17 protein-coding genes and 7 pseudogenes are annotated in these 21,001 nt (G+C 64.7%); 8 read left to right on the plus strand and 16 right to left on the minus strand.

The window, feature by feature from the left end; genetic code table 11:
• Nucleotides 1-182: 182 nt before the first annotated feature.
• Nucleotides 183-1,416 (minus strand): annotated as a pseudogene (locus tag ACFVX4_RS35280) (IS3 family transposase).
• Between the two features lie 464 nt (nt 1,417-1,880).
• On the opposite strand from ACFVX4_RS35280, the pseudogene ACFVX4_RS35285 reads away from it, so the two are divergent.
• Nucleotides 1,881-2,966 (plus strand): annotated as a pseudogene (locus ACFVX4_RS35285) (IS5 family transposase); the annotation flags it as partial.
• A 42-nt stretch (nt 2,967-3,008) separates the two neighbouring features.
• Here ACFVX4_RS35285 and uppS read toward each other — a convergent pair.
• Nucleotides 3,009-3,785 carry a polyprenyl diphosphate synthase gene (gene uppS, locus ACFVX4_RS35290; protein WP_389985602.1) on the minus strand — a complete coding sequence of 259 codons (777 nt, stop codon included), beginning with the start codon at nt 3,783-3,785 and terminating at the stop codon, nt 3,009-3,011.
• Between the two features lie 230 nt (nt 3,786-4,015).
• On the opposite strand from uppS, the gene ACFVX4_RS35295 reads away from it, so the two are divergent.
• Nucleotides 4,016-5,053, plus strand: a complete 1,038-nt coding sequence (locus ACFVX4_RS35295) for a methyltransferase domain-containing protein (RefSeq protein WP_389985605.1) — start codon at nt 4,016-4,018, stop codon at nt 5,051-5,053.
• Between the two features lie 165 nt (nt 5,054-5,218).
• On the opposite strand, the gene ACFVX4_RS35300 is transcribed toward ACFVX4_RS35295, so the two are convergent.
• Entirely contained in the window at nt 5,219-5,368 is a 150-nt protein-coding gene (locus tag ACFVX4_RS35300) for a hypothetical protein (protein ID WP_389985607.1), read from the minus strand.
• A complete protein-coding gene (locus ACFVX4_RS35305) occupies nt 5,365-5,661 on the minus strand; it encodes a hypothetical protein (RefSeq protein WP_389985610.1) in 297 nt (98 codons plus the stop codon). The genes ACFVX4_RS35300 and ACFVX4_RS35305 overlap by 4 nt, the downstream gene beginning before the upstream one ends.
• A 389-nt stretch (nt 5,662-6,050) precedes the next feature.
• Between ACFVX4_RS35305 and ACFVX4_RS35310 the strand changes: the two are divergent.
• Both ACFVX4_RS35310 and ACFVX4_RS35315 read left to right on the plus strand, forming a co-directional pair.
• Nucleotides 6,051-6,278 (plus strand): annotated as a pseudogene (locus ACFVX4_RS35310) (transposase); the annotation flags it as partial.
• Between the two features lie 99 nt (nt 6,279-6,377).
• Entirely contained in the window at nt 6,378-6,782 is a 405-nt protein-coding gene (locus tag ACFVX4_RS35315) for a hypothetical protein (protein WP_389985613.1), read from the plus strand.
• A 9-nt stretch (nt 6,783-6,791) separates the two neighbouring features.
• Here ACFVX4_RS35315 and istB read toward each other — a convergent pair whose 3' ends face one another.
• The 10 genes and pseudogenes from istB to ACFVX4_RS35365 all read right to left on the minus strand — a co-directional run bounded on the left by istB (nt 6,792) and on the right by ACFVX4_RS35365 (nt 15,259).
• Complete coding sequence (istB, locus tag ACFVX4_RS35320; RefSeq protein ID WP_389985616.1) at nt 6,792-7,562, minus strand: IS21-like element helper ATPase IstB; 771 nt, start codon at nt 7,560-7,562, stop codon at nt 6,792-6,794.
• Nucleotides 7,559-8,974 (minus strand): IS21 family transposase, encoded by a 1,416-nt coding sequence (gene istA / locus ACFVX4_RS35325; protein WP_389985619.1) that lies wholly within the window; start codon nt 8,972-8,974, stop codon nt 7,559-7,561. Before istA ends, istB begins: the two co-directional genes overlap by 4 nt.
• Before the next feature lie 114 nt (nt 8,975-9,088).
• A pseudogene (locus tag ACFVX4_RS35330) lies at nt 9,089-9,436 on the minus strand (IS21 family transposase); the annotation flags it as partial.
• A 43-nt stretch (nt 9,437-9,479) separates the two neighbouring features.
• Nucleotides 9,480-9,878 (minus strand): hypothetical protein, encoded by a 399-nt coding sequence (locus tag ACFVX4_RS35335; protein WP_389985622.1) that lies wholly within the window; start codon nt 9,876-9,878, stop codon nt 9,480-9,482.
• 119 nt (nt 9,879-9,997) lie between these two features.
• Nucleotides 9,998-10,165 (minus strand): hypothetical protein, encoded by a 168-nt coding sequence (locus tag ACFVX4_RS35340; protein ID WP_389985625.1) that lies wholly within the window; start codon nt 10,163-10,165, stop codon nt 9,998-10,000.
• Nucleotides 10,166-10,494: 329 nt separating this feature from the next.
• Nucleotides 10,495-11,199 (minus strand): hypothetical protein, encoded by a 705-nt coding sequence (locus ACFVX4_RS35345; protein ID WP_389985628.1) that lies wholly within the window; start codon nt 11,197-11,199, stop codon nt 10,495-10,497.
• Nucleotides 11,196-11,627, minus strand: coding sequence for a hypothetical protein (locus tag ACFVX4_RS35350; protein ID WP_389985631.1), 432 nt, complete (start codon nt 11,625-11,627; stop codon nt 11,196-11,198). The genes ACFVX4_RS35345 and ACFVX4_RS35350 overlap by 4 nt, the downstream gene beginning before the upstream one ends.
• Nucleotides 11,627-14,110, minus strand: coding sequence for a glycoside hydrolase domain-containing protein (locus ACFVX4_RS35355; RefSeq protein ID WP_389985634.1), 2,484 nt, complete (start codon nt 14,108-14,110; stop codon nt 11,627-11,629). Before ACFVX4_RS35355 ends, ACFVX4_RS35350 begins: the two co-directional genes overlap by 1 nt.
• Before the next feature lie 43 nt (nt 14,111-14,153).
• Nucleotides 14,154-14,474: a hypothetical protein gene (locus ACFVX4_RS35360; RefSeq protein ID WP_389985637.1), complete on the minus strand. Its 321-nt coding sequence runs from the start codon at nt 14,472-14,474 to the stop codon at nt 14,154-14,156.
• Between the two features lie 224 nt (nt 14,475-14,698).
• Entirely contained in the window at nt 14,699-15,259 is a 561-nt protein-coding gene (locus tag ACFVX4_RS35365; RefSeq protein ID WP_389985640.1) for a hypothetical protein, read from the minus strand.
• 668 nt (nt 15,260-15,927) lie between these two features.
• Here ACFVX4_RS35365 and ACFVX4_RS35370 point away from each other — a divergent pair.
• Nucleotides 15,928-16,420: pseudogene (locus ACFVX4_RS35370) on the plus strand (IS5 family transposase); the annotation flags it as partial.
• Nucleotides 16,421-16,520: 100 nt separating this feature from the next.
• Nucleotides 16,521-16,778, plus strand: a complete 258-nt coding sequence (locus ACFVX4_RS35375; RefSeq protein WP_389985643.1) for a hypothetical protein — start codon at nt 16,521-16,523, stop codon at nt 16,776-16,778.
• Nucleotides 16,779-16,889: 111 nt separating this feature from the next.
• On the opposite strand, the gene ACFVX4_RS35380 is transcribed toward ACFVX4_RS35375, so the two are convergent.
• On the minus strand, nt 16,890-17,711 hold the full coding sequence (locus ACFVX4_RS35380; RefSeq protein WP_389985645.1) for an IS5 family transposase: 822 nt from the start codon (nt 17,709-17,711) through the stop codon (nt 16,890-16,892).
• 340 nt (nt 17,712-18,051) lie between these two features.
• Between ACFVX4_RS35380 and ACFVX4_RS35385 the strand changes: the two are divergent.
• Nucleotides 18,052-18,549: pseudogene (locus ACFVX4_RS35385) on the plus strand (transposase family protein); the annotation flags it as partial.
• 84 nt (nt 18,550-18,633) lie between these two features.
• Here the strand turns inward: ACFVX4_RS35385 and ltrA are convergent.
• Nucleotides 18,634-19,893 carry a group II intron reverse transcriptase/maturase gene (gene ltrA / locus ACFVX4_RS35390; protein ID WP_389985648.1) on the minus strand — a complete coding sequence of 420 codons (1,260 nt, stop codon included), beginning with the start codon at nt 19,891-19,893 and terminating at the stop codon, nt 18,634-18,636.
• A gap of 580 nt (nt 19,894-20,473) precedes the next feature.
• Between ltrA and ACFVX4_RS35395 the strand changes: the two are divergent.
• Nucleotides 20,474-20,905 (plus strand): annotated as a pseudogene (locus ACFVX4_RS35395) (transposase family protein); the annotation flags it as partial.
• Between the last annotated feature and the right edge of the window lie 96 nt (nt 20,906-21,001).

The raw sequence follows: 21,001 nt of genomic DNA on the forward strand, positions 1-21,001 counted from the left end.
CTCAACGCCTTCGACATCACCTTCGACGGCCGGCTCTCCGCAGCACGCCAGTAACTCCAACAACCTGAGTTACACCGCTCGTTTGACAGACCCGAAAAGCCCAGTTCAGAGCCCCTTTTATGGCTCGCGGTACAGCGTACTGGCGCCCAGAGTGTCAAGCCCCGGGTTTGGTGGAGAGTGGGTTAGCTGGTTTTCAGGGTGAGTTCGGGGTTGGTCCGTTGGGTGTGGCGGGCTTCGAATTCGGCGGGTGGGACGTGGCCGAGCTCGCCGTGGAGGCGTCTTCGGTTGAACCAGTCGACGTACTCGGCGACGGCGATCTCGACATCGTTGATGCCGGTCCAAGGGCCTTTGTTGCGGATCAGCTCGGCCTTGAAGAGGCTGTTGAACGCCTCGGCGAGGGCATTGTCGTAGGAGTCGCCCTTGGATCCGACCGAGGCGACTGCGTCGGCCTCGTCCAGGCGCTCGGTGTAGCGGATGGCACGGTATGGACTCCGCGGTCGGAGTGATGGATCAGCCCGGCCAGGTCGGTGCCCTCTCGTCGGCGGCGCCAGACGGCCATATCCAGGGCGTCCAGAACGAGTTCGGTGTAGAGGCTGGTGGCGACCTGCCAGCCGACGACGGTGCGGGAGAACACGTCGATGACAAAGGCGGCGTAGACCCAGCCGGAGAAGGTGCGGATATAGGTGATGTCCGCGACCCACAGCTGGTTCGGTGCGGTGGCGGTGAACTCCCGGTTGACCAGGTCTTTCGGGCGGGCGGTCTCGGGTGCCGGCCGGGTGGTGCGCGGGCCTTTCGCTCTGCTGACGCCGCGCAGTGCGGCCTCGCGCATCAGGCGTTCCACCGTGCAGCGGGCCACCTGCCGGCCGGCTCTGCGCAGGGCGGCGTGGATCTTCCGGGCGCCGTAGACGCCGTAGTTCGCCGCGTGGATCACGCGGATCTCCTCGGTGAGATGCGCGTCGCGCAGGCTGCGGGCGGAGGGCGAGCGGGTGGCGGCGGCGTAGTAGGTGCTCGGCGCGATCTCGGCGTCCGTCCCCTTCAGGGCGTCGCAGATCGGCTGGACGCCGAACTCCTCCTTGTGCCGGTCGACGTAGGCGACCCTCAGCGCAGTGGACGGTCCAGCTCCGCCGCGAAGAAAGCCGAGGCGGACTTCAGGATCGCGTTCGCCCGACGCAGTTCCTTCACCTCCCGCTCGAGCTCGGCGATCTGGGCGGTCTCCGCACTGGTGGGCCCCTCGCGCAGGCCAGCGTCGGTCTCGGCGCGCTTGACCCAGGTCCGCAGGGCCTCGGGGTGGATGTCGAGCTGTTCGGCGATGCGCTTCACCGCGCCCGCCCGGCCGGCGGGGTCCTTGCGGGCCTCGACGGCCAGCCGTGTCGCACGCTCACGCACTTCGTCGGAGTATTTCCGGGGTGCAGCCATGACGGGGATCCTTCCGGGTCTTCGGTGTCTCCATCAAACCCGGGGCGATTCAGTCATCCGCAGACCGGCAGAGTCGTCTGGTAATGGAACGACGGTTCGGAGTTCCCGGTCGGGTGATCCGGCGGTGGCTGCCGCATGAAGACAGGGCCTCCTGCGCAACGTGGAAGTTGTCGACACCCACGAGGCAAAGGGAGACCCTGTTGCCGCAGTTGTACGCCGTCGGGCCTGCTGAGAACAACTCGCTGCCCCTACCGTGCGATTGCCTCGCACACCGGTACGGAAACGCGGCCGATCACCGTGCCCGTATCCCGTCCTACCCGTCGGACATGACCGACACGGAGTGGGCCGAGGTACGTGACCTGCTGCCGGTGCCGGCCTGGATGGGCCACAGGGGCGGCCGTCCGGAGGGGTACTGCCACCGGGAGATACTCGATGCGATCCGCTAAGCCGTCGACAACGGCGGCAAGTGGGCGGCCCTGCCCGTGCACTACCCGCCCTACAAGCGGGTCCACGCGTTCTTCACCCGCTGGCGCGATCATGGTCTGATCGCCGAGTTCCACGACAGGCTCAGGGACCGGGTTCGTGTCGGCGAGGGCCGTGATCCGCGGCCGACCGCCGCGGTCATCGACTCGCAGGCGGTCAAGGCCGCGGCCACCGTCCATTCTCCGACCAGGGGTTTCGACGGCGGGAAACTGATCAACGGGCGCCGCCGGCACCTCACCGTGGACACGCTCGGCCTGGTCCTGATAGTCGCGGTCACACCGGCGAACGCGGGCGAACGTGTCACAGCGGCCACCATGCTGCCCCGCCTCACGGAGCGTTACCACCGGATCCGCAGGCTCTGGGCCGACTCCGGCTACACCGGTGACCTCGTCTCCTGGGCGAAGAGGGATCTCGACGTGAGCGTGGACATCGTCAGACGCACCGATGACCTGTCCGGTTTCCAGGTCGTGCCCCGCAGATGGGTGGTCGAGAGGACGTTTTCCTGGCTGATGCGGTCCCGGCGTCTGGTCCGTGACTACGAGAGGCGCCCCGACAGCAGCAAGGCCAGGATCCTGTGGTCCATGAGCAAGCGTCTCGCCCGCCGCCGCACGCGCGAGAACACCACCGGAGCCATTACCACACGGCGTTCCAACACCAGCCTCGCCCTCGCGAGTTCCTTCTCGAGCTGGTCCACCCGCTCCCGAGCGGCATCCCGGCGCTTCTCCAGCAACCCCAGCGGCGACGGCATCACGACCTCCATCCGGCCTCGACGAAACAGACCTCCACACCCTGCCGCAGGCCACCAGAAACCATGCCCGACCAGCAGAAAGTCAGAGACGACGTTCGGATTGCGGATGACTTCTCACTCCACCGCACACGGCCTCTGCGGACACAAGGCCACCGTTCTGACCCGCCTTGGCGAGCAAAGCATGAGCCTGCTGATGCTGATGCTGATGGAGAAGTCGCGGCACACGAAACCAGAGAACGTCCGCTGCTACTTCAAGCCGTCCCCGGAGGCGATTGCCGAGCTCACGAGCCTGCTTGCTACAGGCGACAGCAGCAGGTGAACGTCAACTCCCGGTCGGCCCGGGTGAGGCTGCGTGCCTTTCTCACGCGCCATAGCGGCGCTGCCGGGCCGAGTAACTGCGCAGGGCGCGCAGGAAGTCGATCTCCCGGAAGGCGGGCCAGTAGGCCTCACAGAAGTACAGCTCCGAGTAGGCGCTCTGCCACAGGAGGAAGTTCGACATGCGCTGTTCCCCGCTGGTGCGGATGACGAGATCTGGGTCAGGTTGTCCCGCCGTGTAGAGGTGACGAGTGATGTCGTCCATCGTTAGGCGTGCTGCGAGGTCTTCGAGGGTGGTTCCGGCTGCTGCCTGTTCGTGTAGCAGTTCGCGCATGGCATCGATGACTTCCTGCCTTCCGCCGTAGCCGATGGCGAGGGTCACTTGTGATCCAGTGGCACAGCCGCGGGTCGCCTCCACCGCTTCTTTGAGAGCGTGGGCCGTGGAGTCAGGCAGGGCGTCGAGGGTTCCTGCGATGCGCACCTGCCAACGGGCGTCAGGGCGAGCGAGATGAGCTGCCACCACCTGCTCGATCACCTGCATGAGAAAGGACACCTCGGTGTCGCCGCGGCGCTGCAGGTTCTCCGTGGAGCAGACGAAGACCGTCACATGCTTGATGCCGGCCGCCTCGCACCAGGACAACACGTTCTCGACGTGCTCGGCACCGTACCGATGGCCGAGGCTCGGGTTGGCCATGCCCATCTGACGGGCCCACCGGCGGTTTCCATCCATGATCAGGCCGATGTGTTCAGGCAGCGGCCCCGCCGCGGTCTGCCGGCGCAGCCGACGGGCGTACAGGGCGTAGAAGAGACTGGCGGGGCGCATGGTGAGGCCTTTCGTATGGTGTCCAGGGCAGGGGCGGGAGTTCTTGGCGCGCTGCAGGGGCTGGCTTGTCACCGTGTCTGCCCTCGCCCCGAGGGGCCGGGCCGGGGACTCGTGTAGCCGCTGTCGCCGACGTCCGCCGTTCATCGCTACGGCATACTACGCGGCGCGTACTACGTGCTGTGTAGCACTATGGGGACGCATCCCGGAGGCCGTCCACAGCTGGAGAAGCCATGCGTACCAACGACGCCCAGATGCTTGTGCTGTGTGCACTGACCGACGGGCCGCTGCACGGGTACGCGATCAACGCGGCCATCGAGCGGGTCTCCGGGCATCGTCTGGGGCCCGGGAGCCTCTATGGAGCGTTGGCCCGTCTGGAGGCGAAGCAGTTGGTGAAGTCCCTGGAGGGAAAGGGCCGCCAACGCCCGGTCTGCCTCACGCCCGCTGGGCGGGAGTTGCTTGAGCGGGAGGCGCACTCCATGGCCCGCCTGTCCGGGCGCATATTCGAGAGCGCTGTTCCTGATGAGATCAGCTTCCTCGACCGACTGGCAGCGACGGACCTGGCTCGTTCCTACAAGAGCGTCATGCTCGACGCACTGGATGCACAGCCCGGCCAGACCGCACTTGATCTGGGTTGCGGACCAGGCACAGATCTCAGCGCCCTCGCCAAGGCGGTCAGCCCGTCCGGCAGGGTGATCGGCGTCGACTCTCGCCGGGAGATGGTCGCTCAAGCACGCAGGCGTACAGAAGATCTGCCTTCGGTCGAAGTACAGTTGGGCGACATTCACACGCTTCCGCTTGAGGACGGCAGCATCGACCGTGCCCGGACCGATCGCATGCTTCAGCACGCGGCGGACCCAGCCCAGGCACTTGTAGAGGCCCGACGTGTGCTGCGCCCAGGCGGCAGACTCGTCATGGGCGAACCAGACTGGGATTCGCTGACCATCGACTACCCTGACATCGAAGTCGCGCGTGCTTATACCCGCTACGTGACGGACAACGTCGTGCGCAATGGAGTCATCGGCCGTCAACTGGCCCGGCTTGCACTGGATGCGGGACTCGCGGTGCTGGCCGTCGTCCCGGTCACATCAGTCTTCCGTGACGTCCAGGCTGCAGACCAGGTCCTCGGCCTTCAGCGCAACACAGACCGCGCCGTGTCCGCGGGCGCCCTGCCCGCACGGGCATCGCAGAGGTGGCTCGACCATCTCGCCACGGGGCCGTTCTTCGCCGCAGTGACGCTGTACGTCGTCGCGGCGGAAGCCACTTCGTAGTCGTGGATGCTGGCCGCCTCTGCTGCGGACTGGCCATTCCCGCACTGGGCGTGGTCGTGCTGCCCATCTGCACCGGTGTTCGTAGGCGGGGCAGGCACCTGCGGGCATACCCACGGTCCGGTCCCCAGAAAGTTCTGGAAACCGGACTGGTCCCACGTCCCACCATCACATGTCGTCGGTCGCGCGCACGGCCGAGACGGCGCCGCGACCGGTGCCGTCGCGGCCACCTGGGCAGACAAGGCCGACGGCCTTACAGGCGTCCTGGATCGAGGTCTCGAATAGGTAGTAGGTCGACAGCAGCTTGCCGTGGCTCATGAACAGGTAGCGGATCTCCTCACCGGTGCGCTCGTCGGTGAAGGGTCGCTCGGGGCGTGTCTGCGCAGGTCAATGAGCTTTTGCAGGGCTTCGGCGGCGTCCTCGTGCAGCGGGACGACCCGCTCTCTGTAGGTCTTGGGGCCGGAGAGCCGCAGTCGTGGGGTGTCGTCGGGGTAGCGGTCGAGGCAGTCGACCGGGAGGCGCTGACTCTCGGTGCGACGGGCCCTGGACCAGCGGGCCACCAGCAGGGCGGCGCGTTGGAACGGGCAGGCGCTCGCGTCGATGACCGGCATCAGCTTATCGAGTTCATGGTCGGGGATGAAGAGGCACTTTCTGAGGAGATTTGGGTGCGCCCCCGGCGCCGATGAGGGTGTAGCCAGGCACGTCTGGGTACTGCCAGATCGCGGTGTCCCGGAAGAACTGGGAGAGCCCAGAGATCCGCTGGATCCGGGAAATCAAGCCGAGCGGTTTGCCGGTCCTCCCCGTCAGCGCCTCGGCGATGTGGCCGATCCATCCGAGGCAGTGATCTCGTGTGACGTCAGCGAAGGTGGTCATCTTAGCCTCGCGCTTTCATGAAGCGGGCTGTCCGACGGGTGGTCAGGAAAGCGAAAAGTGCCTCTGACCAGCAAGAATGAGGATTGTCGAGGTCCTTGTTCCTGCCACCGTCGGAGGCACTTCCCAGGTGAAGAAGCGTATCGGGTCCTATCCGCGCGTCCGCATTGAGGGCGGCGGTCATGCGGTGGTGTCCCAGGCTGGGGCCGTGCTGCTGGTCGAGACAGTTCGCAAGGCCGGGTTGGACCAGGCGATATCGACGGCGCTGACGCCGTGGCGACGTCCGCGGGCGGTGCACGATCCGGGCAAGGTCCTGCTGGACGTGGCCCTCGCGGTCGCGCTCGGTGGGGACTGCCTGGTGTCGGCGTACTCGCGTATGTGCAGAGGTAGGTACGGATGAACGTGCAGAGCAAGTAGCCGCCGACTGGCCCTCATTGCCGTGCGAGATGATGGGGCGGTGGATCTTCGATACTTCAATCAGACCGGCTGGACCGCCATCTTCAATGGCACCGAAACTGAGATCGGCCGCATGGTGCGGGTGGAGGCATGGGACCCGGCGACCGGGACGGCCCTTGTCGTCGACCCCGAGCGGGGCGCCATGCGTCCGGTCACGGACTACGAGGACTTCTCCCACCTTGAGAAGGCCGACCAGGTCGTAGCCGCAGTGCCCGGTGGCGGGTGGCGGGCCCACTGGAAAGACGAGGGCCCGGGGGAAGCCCCGCTGACGGAACAGGTGCTCGCTTGGCTGATCACCTCGCAGGGCCGGGCAACGGCCATCACGATGGACGCTCACGGGCATGTTGACGATGCCGACAGCGCCGACGCTTTCATCCCGCCGGGCGAGGAACTGGGGCAGGACTGAGCCCCCGGATCAGGCGACTTCAGTCTCGCGCTCGATGGCCTTGAGTCGGTTCTTCAGCCGGTAGCTGGGGCCGTTGATGGCGACGACTTCGCAGTGGTGCAGGAGGCGGTCGAGGATGGCGGTGGCGAGGACTTCGTCGCCGAAGACCTGGCCCCATTCGCTGAAGGTCTTGTTCGAGGTGAGGATGATGGAGCCCTTTTCGTAGCGCTTGGAGATGACCTGGAAGACCAGGTTCGCCTCGGCGCGTTCGAGGGGCTGGTAGCCGACTTCATCGACCACGAGAACGCTCGGCCGCAGGTAGGAGCCCAGTTTGCTGGTCAGACGCCCTGCCGCCTCGGCTGCTTTGAGGTTGCGGACCATGTCGTCGAGGCTGGTGAAGTAGATCGAGTATCCGGCCCGGCAGGCCGCGACCGCCAATGCGATCGCAATGTGGGTCTTGCCGACTCCGGGTGGCCCGAGCAGGGCAGCGTTGGCCTTCGCTTCGACGAAGGACAGCGTGGCCAGGTCTTTGACCTTGCGCGGGTCGAGCTCGGGCTGGAACGAGAAGTCGTACTCATCCAGCGTTTTGTGGTGCGGCAGCCGGGAGAGCCGCAGGCCCTGGCGGAAGCGGCGGTCGTCGCGAACGGCGAGTTCCTCGGAGAGGACCAGGTCGAGGAAGTCGAGGTAGCCCATCTTGGCCTCGTCCGCCCGCCGGGTGTACTCGTTGATGGTTTCCGCCAGGTGGGGCAGGCCGAGCTTGGTCGCCGTGGTGCGGATGCGGTTGCCGGTCAGCTCGCTCAAGACGATTCCTTCGTCGCTCGGTTGGTGGTGAAGGGGCGGGTCCCGGTCAGTTCGTCATAGACCGACAACGGTCGGCGGCCGACCTCGATGCGGGTCGCCGCAGCCCGGTTGAGGAGGGCTTGCAGCGGTCCGGTCTCCTCGCCCAGCGGGCGTTCGTGACGCGGCCGGGGCAAGACGTCGCCGGTGGTGGTCCGGCGCCCTTTGCCGGTGGGCAGGCCGTCCCAGTGCTGTTCCTCGACGACGCGGACCCCGCGTCCCACTGCCCGCGGGTGCGTGGCCAACAGCGTCTCACCGCTGGAGTCGGCGACGGTGGAGTGCAGCATGACCTGTGACTTCGTGACCCTGATCTCCACCAGCTGACGGGGGCGGACCTTGCGGGCCGGGACCGAGTAGAGGTTCCCGCCGAAGGCGACCAGGCAGTCCTTGCCGACCGGCCGCAGATGGCGCTCGGCGACCAAAAACGGCGTTGGCGGCAGCGGCTTGAGAGCTGCATGGTCCCGGGCAGCACGATGTCCGATCACCTCGCGGTGCGTCTTGTGGATCTGAGCCCGCCGCTGCGGCACCCAGGCGGCAAACGCGGCATCCATTTCCTCGACGGAGGAGAAGGCCCGGCCGGAGAGAACGTGGTCGCGGACGATCAGCACTTGGCGTTCGACGCGGCCCTTGCCTTGGGGCCGATAGGCGGCCAGCACATCGATGTCGAAGTCGTAGTGGCCGGCGAATCCGACCGCCTCCGGATGCAGTGGAACCGCCTCACCGGGGGCGACGTGACGGCGCACGACCGTTTTGGTGCGGTCGTAGACGATCGTCATCGGCACCCCGTTGAAGTGCGCGAATGCCCGGCGGTGGCAGTCGAAGAACGTCTGCAGGTCCAGGCTGGTGGTGAAGCAGCAGAACGGATCACGCGAGTACGACAGCACCATGTGGAAGGAGTAGACCTTCGGAATTCCCAGGTGGGCGAGGACCTTGCCCTCATCGCCCCAGTCCACCTGAGCCTGAGCACCCGGGATCACCTCGAACCTGCGGTGCATCCCCGCCAGCTCCCGTGGCGTGATGCCCAGTTCCTCCGCGATCCTCGGGCGGGCCTCCTGCACGTAGAGCTTGACCCGCTGGTAGTTCCCGGTGAATCCGTACTCCGTGGCCAGCCGCTCATGAATCACCGCGGCCTTCATCAGGATCTCCGCCCGCAGCATCGCGTCGATCAGCGGAGCGACCTCGTCGACCACCCGCTTGCGCGGCTGACCACTCGCCGTCCGGCGCGGCGGCGCAGACGAGTCAGCCGAGAGGTACTTGCTGACCGTTCGCCAGTTCAACCCGGTCTCCTTGGCGACTTCCGACAGACTCATCGCCCCGGACTCCACCAGGCCGCGGAAACGCCGGAGCTCCAGCCAACGCTGCGGGTCCAAGACCATGGCCCACCCCTCTCTGCAACCTTGGACAACAGGCAGCAGCGTGCCGGGGGCCGGCACTCAGCGCATCAAGAACTCTGTACGTTCATCCGTACGCGGCTATGCGCGTTCACGTGTACGCCGACACCTGCGGTTCCCGGCCCGGTAGGACTCCTTCGCCGCGGCGACGGCCCGGCGCGTGGTGCGGTCGGTGCCGGTGAAGCCCATCGCCGCGATCTTCTTGTGAACAGCGTCGGCGCCGACCCTACCGCGGGAACGTTCGACCAGTTCCTCGACCTTCGGCAGGAAGTCGTCGATCAGCTTCGACCGCACCGCCCGCTCGGTCGGGTCGACCCCCTGCCCGCGCAGCTGCACGTATCGGCGCACGGTGTGGTGGTCGCAACCGGCCAGCTCGGCCGCCTTCCGGTAACTCCCGGTGAGGTCGTAGGCCTCAAGAATCTCCATGATCTCCTCATCGCTCTTCACCCCGCCCACTGTGCGTTATGGGCTGGGTGGGTCTGCGGGGAGATCAGCTGTCCGCCACCGGGGAGATTTCATGTCCACCAGCGGGGAGGCCAACTGACCGCCAGCGGGGAGTCTGCCGTGTCCCCTGACAGGGGTCGGTCGCGGCTTCGCGCAGCCAGCGGGCCACGGTTTCCGGCTGGTGGAAGGTGAAGAGCTCCCGGGGGCGCGGCTCGGGGTCGTCCCCGTTCCGGAACACCACCCGGACGCCGTCGGTGGCGTATGTGTAGGGCACCCGCCGCTCCGCGGACGCCGTAGACGGGGTGCCGACTTCACGGGTCCGGGCCATCGCCGCGCGCAGGTCCTCGCTGCGGGACCGCACCTCGACGGTGCCCACCGGCTGGCCGTCGACGCGAAGGACGTAGTCCGGTCCTGCCGTCCGGTCCGGTTGCGACGTGCACCGCACGGCGACCCCCCGTACTGGTGGTTCGTGCGGCGTCTCCGAATCACCTCGTACGGTCCATCCCGCCTCGGTCAGCAGGTCCGCGACGTGCCACTCCGCTTCCAGGAGGGCCGAACCTGCTTTCAGGGACGCGCGAGGGACCGTTTCGGGCGGTCGTGCGCGTCGGCCTCAGCACCCGCGCCGTACAGCAGTAGGAGGGGCTCCAGCGGCAGCAGAAAGCCGAAGTTCGCGGAAGCGGCGGCCAACTCCGCCAGGGCTTCCTCGATAGCCACCTGGTGCACTCGGCCCACGTTCCCTTCACTCCTCGTCAGCGTCGCCGGCGACCGTGGCACGGCGTCGAACAAGCACCCCAAATCTGTCGCCTCAGGTCGGGCCTTGGGCGCGACCTGAGGCGACAGAGGTTCCCCCGAGATGCGGAAGATGGCGACAGGGAGTCAGATTGTTCTCATGAGAGGAACATCGACAAATGGCAGTTTCCTGCCCGCTCCTGGGCGCCAACAGGACCAAAGCCCACTCCTGGACCAGGTTCCAGAAGCCACCCCAAATACGGTGTAGCACAGGCGCGAGTGTTGGCTGCGGCTTCCGGCCCCCACCACACAGGACTTGCTATCAGTTGTGTTCAGCGTGTGTTCCTCGCCTTTCGAGAGCGGGAGATCCGGGAGCTGGTGAAAGCGTCGATGCTGCCCGCGCCCTTTCCAGGTTGGCTGTTCCAGCTACTGATGCGGTCAGCCAGCGCTTCAAGGCGCCGATCGCCTGGTGGGGTAGCAATGTGGAAGTGGGACTGCTTGAGCGGGTCGAGCTCCCCGCCCCACGCTACGACCTCGCCCACGTCTGCGAGGATGTCCTCTACCACCGTCACCGCCAGCTCGCTCATGCCATTGGCGGCCGTACCGCCCAGCGGGTAGAGCATCGGTTGAATCGCCACGGCTGTACCAGAGAGGTAGTTCGACTCGAATGCCGCTCCCACCTCGCGGTCGGTGGTGTGTCCGGTCAACTCTTCGGGCCGGAGCATGTCGATCTCGTAGGCGTAGCGGCGCACCACGTAGAGCAGCACGGTCGCGGCCGGACCCTCCGCGAGCTTCACGGTGAGCCTTTGTGTGCCCTGGACCCGGTGCTCGGTGGCCTCGGCCAGGATGGCCCAGCCGTTCGCGGAAGTCCGTCCGGACCATTCTTTGTCTTCCGGTAGCTCTATCTGCCTGGCCTTCGGAAGTGGCTTCGGTCGGGCCGCCGCCCGCGCGGGGCTCACGGCGGTAGCGAGAGCAAAACCGGCAGCGGTAGCCGCGCCCGCTCCGAGCAGACTCCTACGGCTGGTTATACCGCTCACGAGGAGACCAACTCCTTTCTGTGGAGGATCGCAGAAGCGATCCGGAAGAGGGCAAGAAAAAGAGCGCTGATGGCGAGGACAGCGAGAATGAGGATCGCTGGGTTCACCCATGTCGGCACGAGACTGACATGCTCGTTGCACGCGTCGGACAACGGGAAGTACGACGTGCCATCCGCACCTGTACGGTCCCGCCACGCCTGGTCGTAGGTGGTGTGGAGGGTGAGCTCACAGGTTTCCTGAACGTCCAGACCACCCGAGAAGACGCCGAAGCCCCACACCATGACCGCGAGACTCCCGGAGATCAGAGCGGCACCGAGGAGTGCGACAGGCTGCTTGTGCCACGGTGGAGGCCGCTTCGCGCCACGGCGCAGCATCAGCAGCCCCGCCGGGATAGCCAGGACAAGACCTGTGAAGACGAGGTTGAACATCAGGACTCGGCGCCGACTCTTGCGACGATTGCGTCGGTGAACCCCTGACAGAAGTTCTGCAGCTTGTCGAATCCGCCGATTTCGTTCGACACCGCTATTGGGCTCTTCGCGCCCGCGGCTACGATCAGCACGCCGCGCGCGGTATCGAACTTCGGGTGCTGAACCGTCAGATCGTTGTACGCCTGGTCCTTGCAGTCTGCTGCGGTGGAAAAACGCTTGTTGAAATACTGCGTGAACCGGGTGAGATGGCCGCCACCATTGCCGTAATGCTCCCGCACGATCTGGTTGATCGGGGTTCCGGCAGCGCATGCGCGGGCGATCAGGTAGCCATCGGCATCCTCAATCAGGTCGGTGAATCCGAAGGAAGAAGGCACACCCGGTTTGGCGAGTTTCGCGTCGCAGTACGCCTTGCCGGACGCGTACTTTTCCTCGTCATTACACCAGTTGGCGTAGAAAGTCATCCAGTCGCCGCCCCATCCAGCAATGTCCCCGCTGTTCACGGACTTGGGGTTCGTGGGCTGGGTGATGATCAGGTGCCCGTTAGCGGTGGCCATCAGGTGCTCGGCGCCGAGCTCGTAGCCGGAGTTGGGGTCGGTAAACGCTTTCTTCACCGTGTGGCCCTTGCTCTTGGCATAGGCAACCCAGTCCTTATCGTAGGAACCGATCAAGATTTCCCAGTCAAAGCCGCCGTACTTTGCGTGGCGAGCGAACTCCATCACCAACTGGGACGGGCTGCTACTGGTGGAGTGAGAAGCAATATAGTCCTGAGCGGTGCCATATAGCTGGTCAATGTAGACCATGAAGTCCGCCGCAGGCGACGCAGCGGCGGTCAGGGAGGACACGCCGGGATCGCTGTCCGGGCGCCACACGTCGTGGTCCAGGTCGATCTTCCCTCCCTCTCCACCGATCTCAATGCCGCTGATTTCCTTGATCTGGTTCAACGACCAGTTCGCTGGCAGGGGGAAGCCGAGGTTCCCGGAGAAGCCCCAAGACATACCGGAGACGAACGAGTACCGGGCGTAGGTCTTCTCGGTGGCGTTGATGCACACATTCCGCGACCCATATACGCCGTGGATGTACTTCTTGCCCCGGTCCGCGAGGCCGGCTACCACGCCGTTGAAGTACTTCACGATGTAGGGGTTCATCTGGTCCTGGGTGGCGTCGTAGTCCACCGCGAAGTAGATGACCGATCCACGCGGAATAGCGAACTTGGTCGCCTGCTCATGCGCTATCAGAGCGTGCTGGAAACCGGTGGTGTAGTTGTACTCAGTCACGTCCCGGCCGTGAACCTGCATGATCGGGAAGAACCTCAGGCCAGCAGCGAGAATGGTATCGAGCTCGCCGGGCTTGATTTCCTTCTCAAAGTTGGGGTCCGGGCTGTACAGGTACCGGCCGACGATCTCGCAGCCGTTGTTCTTGAGCCACTTGGCTCGGTCGGCGTTGATGACGAACCGAGTGTCAGCGCCGGTCACCGCACGGTCGGGGTTGCCCATGGACACGAGGAGTTGGCACCAGGTGTCGTAGTCACCCTTGCCGGTCTTTTGAGGGAGATACGAGAACTCCTGGAACAGCTTCACGTAGTTGGTGATGTCCGAACTGAAGGTGGAGGTAAAGGAGGTACGCTTCCCTTCACCGACAGGCACCGGTTCGTTGAACACGCACGCGGCGGTGAACAGGTTCACCATGATGCCGGTCGCACCCTCGGCGAGCGTGTGGTTCTTCAAGGCGGCTTGGGTGCCGGGCCCGAATTGGCCGTTCGGAGAGGCGATGCCCATCTCGTACTGGAGGGCGATCACCAAAGACTTCTGTACATCGCGCGAGTACAGGCCATCGCACGGGCCGATGTAGTAGGCCGACTTCTCCCAGTAACGGCCGTTGAGCCATTGCTGAATCCCACGGATCTTCTCCGTGCCGCCGGCAATCACGACATAGGCGTCCATGGTGAGCAGGGCCTTGAACACCTTGGCCTGCATCGATCTGTTCCAAGCGTCCTGGCCAGTTTGCCAGATGCCCATGTTCTGCTTCATCGATTCAAGCGCGTCGGCGTTGAAGGTGTCCCCGGATTCACCCCAGTAGCCCTTGCAGAACAGGCCATAGCGGATGATGTCGCGAATGTTCTTGTTCTGGTCCGCGTCCGAGATGCTCTTGTACGCCTCAAGCTTGCTCATGGTCGTCTCCCCGAATGAGGCGACCACGGGACTGATTCCCAGCTCGTGCTGCAGACCCATGATAAACGAGTACATGGTCGACCAGCCGGTCTGCCCATTCTCTGGGCACTTCACGTACCCTGACACCCCGGCATAGGTCGCATTGACCCACTTCTGGCCCTCAAGGACCTTCGCATCAGCCACGAACACCCACCCCCTCTTAAACGTTATTCGAACGTATATTCGCATGCCATCACGGTCGGCACAGATGAGTAGCCCGACAATCCAGCGATCGTAATTGCTGTAACCCACACCGAGCGGAACGAAGTTGGTCACACCGGACTACTGTGGCTGAACATCGGATTCCTGATTCGGACCCTTACGATTCCACCTGTTCGAACGCCACAATCTGTGCCATAGGATCGGTTGGCACCGGGGCTCCGCCTTTGTCGATAAGGAGCCCTGCTTCCCGTGCCGAATCCCCCGGCTGAATGCTCGGGAATTCACGCTTCATCGTCACGGCATATCCGCTCGGTCCCGTCACGCGAACCGTGATGGAAAAGAACATCGACCTTCGCGATGGATTGGGGATGCGGATTGCGGTATAGGTGCCGAGTTTGTTCGGAGTCAACAGGACCTCGATGTCACCGAACTTGTAGGTCTTTGTGTCTCCTTCCTTCTTCGGTGCGGCCGCAGGCATTGTGGCTACAGGCCCAGGAGCATCGGGCGAGGATTCGGCGTCGGTCGGCGTCTGTTCAGCCCTCGACTCTGCGGTGGGGCTGACTGACTCGACGGGAGGCGCGGTGACGTCCAGGGCCGTCGGCGAATCGATGCCCCCCTGCGTCCCGCTACATCCCGAGAGAGCCAGAGCCCCCACCGCGACAACGGCGACGGCTACTGGAAGACGGCGTGTTCGGGTCATGGTTAGTTACAGGCCCCGATGGTCTGGGTGTTGTCCACAACCACCTTGCCGCTCGAGTCCTTCATGTAGGAGTAGACCGTTCCGCAGTACCCGCGCTTCTGGTAGAGCGGACCGGCGTAGGAGCTATAGGTGCCGAAGTCCTGGACCGTAGGATCCGCGGTGTAATTGGAACTCAGGCGCACGCCGATGGACCGGCTAGCGCCGGTGTCATTGAAGAAGAGGGCACAGATCGGCTTGTCGTAGTACCCGGAGCCTGATGAAGTACCGTTGGTCCAGGTGTAAGTACTTCCGTAGGCACCGTAGCGCCAAGCACCGGTAGAGATGGTGTAGCCGGAGCCACACGCATTGGCGGCGGCGGCTGCGGAGACGGGGTCGGCCTCGATGAGACGTCTCGTCTCTGCCGATGCCTCTCTATCCACTTTGATGCCCTTGATTTCTACGGTCGCGATAGGCGCGTTCCCCTTGGGGGCGGGACGCTCAGCTGCCGATGCAGTCGGCACGGCCGTCATGAGGCCCAACATCACGGTGGTAGCAATTCCCACACTTATCGCGGCAGTCTTCATTCGGGGTCCTTTCGTGGCATGAACATGCCAGTTCTAGTAAATGCGGGCACGTCGGCCCGTTAATCAAGGAGGGAACACAATGCAAATAGATGCGCTACAGCAGTCCCTGAATTAGGGGAATTCCCCGAGCATCACAACACGCTAGTCGATATGTCGAGAACTGGAACCAATTCGCACACCCGTCTCCCCTCGCGCATTGATTGCCGCGTCCGCAAGAAGGCCCCAAGCGGGAACCGCAACTCGCGACTACTGGAGCATAGATCAACCACACAGGACGCGACATGAGGGCCTGACTTGCGGAAATCCCCGATGGAGACTGGCGCGTCACTGCATGTCACCGAAGACGTCTAGCTTGTGACGGATTGCCGAGATTCTCAGCAATCGACCCCTCTAAGCAGGCAGGCGATTCTCGGCCGCTCGCTCGCGCGCCTGCATCATCCGCAGGGCAGCATTGTGGGCCCGACTCCCCACGGATCCCAGAACTTTGGGTGCAATTTACAGCCATTGACGGAATCGCGAGATTCAGCCAAATTGCTCAGGGAGATGAGGTGTAAGTTTCAATCGCGAATATCACGGAGGGTGACCCTCTCGGAATGTGAAGTCACTCACACGACTGAGGTCGAGCCCTGAGACCGTGTCCTATGTGGTGATCGCTCGTTGGGCTGTTCATGGGGCGGGATACGTGGAGTTGGATTTTTCCGGACGGGCTGTGGGAGATCGCGAAGCCGTTGATTCCGCTGTCGAGGGTGCGGCCTCAGGGTGGCGGGACGCAGGACGCGCCTGATGAGACCCTGTTCGCCGCGATCATCTACGTGCTGGCGAGCGGGTGTGCCTGGCGGGCCCTGCCGCCGTTCTTCGGGATCTCGAAGTCAACTGCCTATCGGCGCTTCGTGATCTGGTCCAGGGCCGGTGTCTGGGGCTGGCTGCACGAGGCGGTGCTCGACCGCATCGACGAGTGCGGCCTGCTCGATGTGACCCGAGTGGTCCTGCGACTCCGCGCACATACGGGCCAAAAGGGGCGAACTCACGGGCCCGAGCCCCGTGGACCGGGGTAAACCGGGTTCCGAAATGCATGTCCTGTCTGTCCTGTCGGACGCGAACGGACTGCCCCTGGTCGTCGGCATCTCCGCCGCCAACACTCACGACAGCCAAGGTCTGAGAAGTCATCCGCAATCCGAACGTCGTCTCTGACTTTCTGCTGGTCGGGCATGGTTTCTGGTGGCCTGCGGCAGGGTGTGGAGGTCTGTTTCGTCGAGGCCGGATGGAGGTCGTGATGCCGTCGCCGCTGGGGTTGCTGGAGAAGCGCCGGGATGCCGCTCGGGAGCGGGTGGACCAGCTCGAGAAGGAACTCGCGAGGGCGAGGCTGGTGTTGGAACGCCGTGTGGTGGCGATCGAGGAACTCATCGAAGCCCTGGCTCCGGAAGGGAACGCTTCGGCGGGGCCGGCGGAGTCGAACGGGGCTGAGACGGTGGCGGTGCCGGCGGCGGGGAGGGATCCGGCCTGTGAGTACGGGAGTTGACGGTCGCGGTGGGCTGGGATCCGGTGCCGTCGAGGAAGGAGAACCTGCGGTCGAAGGCGAAACGGCTCGCGGAACGGGGCTGGGTGGTGGCCGACGTGACGGGCAGCCGGTTCATGCCGCGGCCACGGCCCACCGTGGAGTAATGGCTCCGGTGGTGTTCTCGCGCGTGCGGCGGCGGGCGAGACGCTTGCTCATGGACCACAGGATCCTGGCCTCGCTGCTGTCGGGGCGCCTCTCGTAGTCACGGACCAGACGCCGGGACCGCATCAGCCAGGAAAACGTCCTCTCGACCACCCATCTGCGGGGCACGACCTGGAAACCGGACAGGTCATCGGTGCGTCTGACGATGTCCACTCTCACGTCGAGATCCCTCTTCGCCCAGGAGACGAGGTCACCGGTGTAGCCGGAGTCGGCCCAGAGCCTGCGGATCCGGTGGGAACGCTCCGTGAGGCGGGGCAGCATGGTGGCCGCTGTGACACGTTCGCCCGCGTTCGCCGGTGTGACCGCGACTATCAGGACCAGGCCGAGCGTGTCCACGGTGAGGTGCCGGCGGCGCCCGTTGATCAGTTTCCCGCCGTCGAAACCCCTGGTCGGAGAATGGACGGTGGCCGCGGCCTTCACCGCCTGCGAGTCGATGACCGCGGCGGTCGGCCGCGGATCACGGCCCTCGCCGACACGAACCCGGTCCCTGAGCCTGTCGTGGAACTCGGCGATCAGACCATGATCGCGCCAGCGGGTGAAGAACGCGTGGACCCGCTTGTAGGGCGGGTAGTGCACGGGCAGGGCCGCCCACTTGCCGCCGTTGTCGACGGCGTAGCGGATCGCATCGAGTATCTCCCGGTGGCAGTACCCCTCCGGACGGCCGCCCCTGTGGCCCATCCAGGCCGGCACCGGCAGCAGGTCACGTACCTCGGCCCACTCCGTGTCGGTCATGTCCGACGGGTAGGACGGGATACGGGCACGGTGATCGGCCGCGTTTCCGTACCGGTGTGCGAGGCAATCGCACGGTAGGGGCAGCGAGTTGTTCTCAGCAGGCCCGACGGCGTACAACTGCGGCAACAGGGTCTCCCTTTGCCTCGTGGGTGTCGACAACTTCCACGTTGCGCAGGAGGCCCTGTCTTCATGCGGCAGCCACCGCCGGATCACCCGACCGGGAACTCCGAACCGTCGTTCCATTACCAGACGACTCTGCCGGTTTGCGGATGACTTCTAACGAGTAGGTGCGTGATAGCGGGTGAAGCGCGTCCGCGCTGATGGATGGCATGATCCATCTGTGACGATCAAGGTCAACCGGGCGGTCCTCGCGCATCGGCTCTTCACCGGGATCTCCCGGCGTCATCTGAGCTGTCTGGCACAGGAGTTGGCCCAGCCGTGGCAGGCCACAGTCGAAGGTCGCCGTCATGAAGTACGAGGCGGGGCGAGAAAGCGCGCCGCGGGTGCGGGCGCTCGGCACCAGTTGGTCTTCGTCGACCGACTGGTGGCCACGCTCATCCACCTGCGGCACGACTTGCCGCACTCGGTGCTGGGGCTGCTGTTCGGTGTCGACCGTTCCACCATCACCCGAGCCGTCGGCGAGATCCGCACCCTCTTGGCCGAGCGGGGCTGCGCGGTCCCCGGCCGGCCCAGCCTGCGTCTGAAGACACTGGCGGACGTATTCGCCTACGCCCAGGCCGAGGGCATCGAGCTCCGCCTGGACGCCACCGAGATCCAGGTGCGCCGGCCCCCGGCCAGCCGCGGCGGACGCCGTGCGTTCGTCTCGGGCAAGAGTCGAGTAGCCGAGGGAAATCTCACCTCTCGGCTCTCACAGAACCGTGCGTAACAGTCGCCCGTTACACGGCTCTTGTCGTTCTGGTCATCAGACCGGTACGGCGTCCACAGACAGGCGCCAGTGCGCGAACATGCGGGGGTATCGCCGAGCGATCTCCTGCATCTTCGAGTACGCCCTCTGCTGGGCCGCGAGCCGCTTGTACTTGTTGCGGATCCAACGCACCAAGTAGGTGTTGACGCGCGCCAGGAAGGGGTTCAGCTCCCAGGGCCGGAACCGGCCGTAGTAGTTGATCCAGCCCCCGATCACAGGATTCACCCTGCGCGCGAGCTCGTTGAAGGTCAGATCGGCACGTCGGTGCAGTCGCCAGGACCGCACCTCCCTGCCGATCCTTGTCAGGGCCTCCCTGCTGATCCCCGGCTCGAGCGACAGGAACTGCTGGCCGTGTCGATTCCGGTTCTTCCGGGCGCGGAACGTGTATCCGAGGAAGGTGAACGCCGTGTGCTCGAAGGAGCGCCGGCGGCTGCCGTCCTTGCAGTAGACGATCCGGGTCTTGTCCGGGTGCAGACGCAACCCGACTTCGACCATCCTGTCCGTGAGCGCGGCCAGCACTTCGCGGGCCTGGCGCTCGGTGACGCAGTGCAGCACCGCGTCGTCCGCGTAGCGCTCGAACCAGACGGACGGAAACTCCCGCTCCATCCACATGTCGAACGCGTAGTGCAGGAACAGGTTCGCCAAAACGGGAGAGACCGGCGCCCCTTGAGGCGTTCCGCACCCCCGCTCCACCAGGGAGCCGTCGGGCATGACGAGCGGGGCGGCGAGCCATCTCCGCACGTACAGGTTCACCCAAACGGCATCGGTGTGCGCGGCCACCGCTTTGACCAGCAGGTCCCAGGGCACGCTGTCGAAGAACTTGGCAATGTCGAACTCAACCACCCAGTCCCGCCGCCAGCTACGCTCCCTGCATTTTCCTACCGCATCCAAGGCAGACCGTCCGGGCCGATATCCGTAGCTGTCCGGATGGAAAATGGGCTCCACCCTTCGCATCAGATGCCGAGCCACGACGGTCTGAGCCACCCGGTCGGCAACAGCGGGAATACCGAGCATTCTCGTGCCACCACCATGCGGCTTCGGAATGGCCACCGCTCGCACCGGAGGCGGAAAGTACGAGCCCGAGGACATACGGTTCCAAACCTTGTACAAGTTTCCCTTAAGGTCCTTCTCGAAGTCGTCGATGCTCTGCCCATCCACTCCAGGCGCACCTCTATTGGCCTTGACTTCCTCCCACGCCTCCTTGACTTCCCACTTTGAGATTTCAAACGGCTTTGTCGATGATTTCCACTGGCTCATCGCACTCCTCCCAGACGCTGTCCGGTTGATGTGATCAACTCAGTCACGAACGACCCGGCCCCTTCGCTCCACCCCCATTACAGAGGCTTCATCACTACTACGAGCCGGTCCGCCAGCAGGCACCGCGCCGGTACTCGACCCCTCGCGGTGTCTTCCGCTTGGGGCACTCCCTCTCGTCGCCGCTGTGCGGCGGCGGTGTCGGACCTGCCTTCTCCTGTTCCATGTGGAAGCCGCAGACCGGGCTCACGTCGCCTTCATGCCGGACACCACCTGGCCAATAGACGGGCACCCGCCAAGCTCATCCCGAAGTCGCTTCTACACCCCGGTTTTGATGTCGTCTGTTGTTCTTTCGACACGTCAGCAGCGATTCACTTGCGTTCGTCTTCCCGATCCCCACCTGACGCCTCTTACGACGCCTTTTCCTCATCGCTCACCACGACAGTCATTAGCTAACGCAGCATGAGGCGGTTTGAAGCCTCCCCCCGCAGGGCGACTTCGAAGGGCCAAGACCTTCATCTCCCACACAGCACCATGATTGGAAGCTGTCCTACAACCAACTCCTATTCACGCTCAGGACACACAGAAACAGAACACCATGAAGGCCACTGTCATTGCCGACCACCGAGGTCGCACATTATGGGCCAATGCCCTGCGACATGGACGGATGCATGATGCGACCGCAGCACGCAATGAGGGCATAGCCGTTTGCTTCCAGCACTTCCCCGACGTGGAGGTCCTCCTGGACGACGGCTACCTCGGCCTCAGACGTGACCACCCGGGCCAGGCGATCACACCACCCAGGAAGCCGAACAAGAGCGCACTGCCCGACGTCCACGAACGCTGGGAACGCGACCGACACGGGCACTCATCCGACCGCATCACCGTCGAGCACGCCCTCGCCGACCACAAACGATGGAGACAACTCATCCGCTGGACCCACCGTCGAGACCGGCTGCCCGACACCTACCGCGCCATCGCCGGCCTCGTCTCCGACCGCACCGCCACCACCTGAACGATCACCCGGGACCAGGCCACCACAGCCTCACTCGCTATCACGCACCAACTCGTAAGGGCCCGTAAAGAATCAACACGTTGCTTCACGGCCTCC

This window comes from Streptomyces sp. NPDC058240 (genome assembly GCF_042882135.1).
Taxonomy (GTDB): domain Bacteria; phylum Actinomycetota; class Actinomycetes; order Streptomycetales; family Streptomycetaceae; genus Streptomyces.

What these genes read in the sequence shown, in the direction of transcription:
- uppS (WP_389985602.1), bottom strand. Translation starts at nt 3,785, where the DNA reads ATGCGCCCCGCCAGTCTCTTCTACGCCCTGTACGCCCGTCGGCTGCGC.
- ACFVX4_RS35295 (WP_389985605.1), top strand. Translation starts at nt 4,016, where the DNA reads ATGCGTACCAACGACGCCCAGATGCTTGTGCTGTGTGCACTGACCGAC.
- ACFVX4_RS35300 (WP_389985607.1), bottom strand. Translation starts at nt 5,368, where the DNA reads ATGAGCCACGGCAAGCTGCTGTCGACCTACTACCTATTCGAGACCTCG.
- ACFVX4_RS35305 (WP_389985610.1), bottom strand. Translation starts at nt 5,661, where the DNA reads ATGCCGGTCATCGACGCGAGCGCCTGCCCGTTCCAACGCGCCGCCCTG.
- istA (WP_389985619.1), bottom strand. Translation starts at nt 8,974, where the DNA reads ATGGTCTTGGACCCGCAGCGTTGGCTGGAGCTCCGGCGTTTCCGCGGC.
- ACFVX4_RS35350 (WP_389985631.1), bottom strand. Translation starts at nt 11,627, where the DNA reads ATGTTCAACCTCGTCTTCACAGGTCTTGTCCTGGCTATCCCGGCGGGG.
- ACFVX4_RS35360 (WP_389985637.1), bottom strand. Translation starts at nt 14,474, where the DNA reads ATGCCTGCGGCCGCACCGAAGAAGGAAGGAGACACAAAGACCTACAAG.
- ACFVX4_RS35365 (WP_389985640.1), bottom strand. Translation starts at nt 15,259, where the DNA reads ATGAAGACTGCCGCGATAAGTGTGGGAATTGCTACCACCGTGATGTTG.
- ACFVX4_RS35375 (WP_389985643.1), top strand. Translation starts at nt 16,521, where the DNA reads ATGGAGGTCGTGATGCCGTCGCCGCTGGGGTTGCTGGAGAAGCGCCGG.
- ACFVX4_RS35380 (WP_389985645.1), bottom strand. Translation starts at nt 17,711, where the DNA reads ATGACCGACACGGAGTGGGCCGAGGTACGTGACCTGCTGCCGGTGCCG.
- ltrA (WP_389985648.1), bottom strand. Translation starts at nt 19,893, where the DNA reads ATGAGCCAGTGGAAATCATCGACAAAGCCGTTTGAAATCTCAAAGTGG.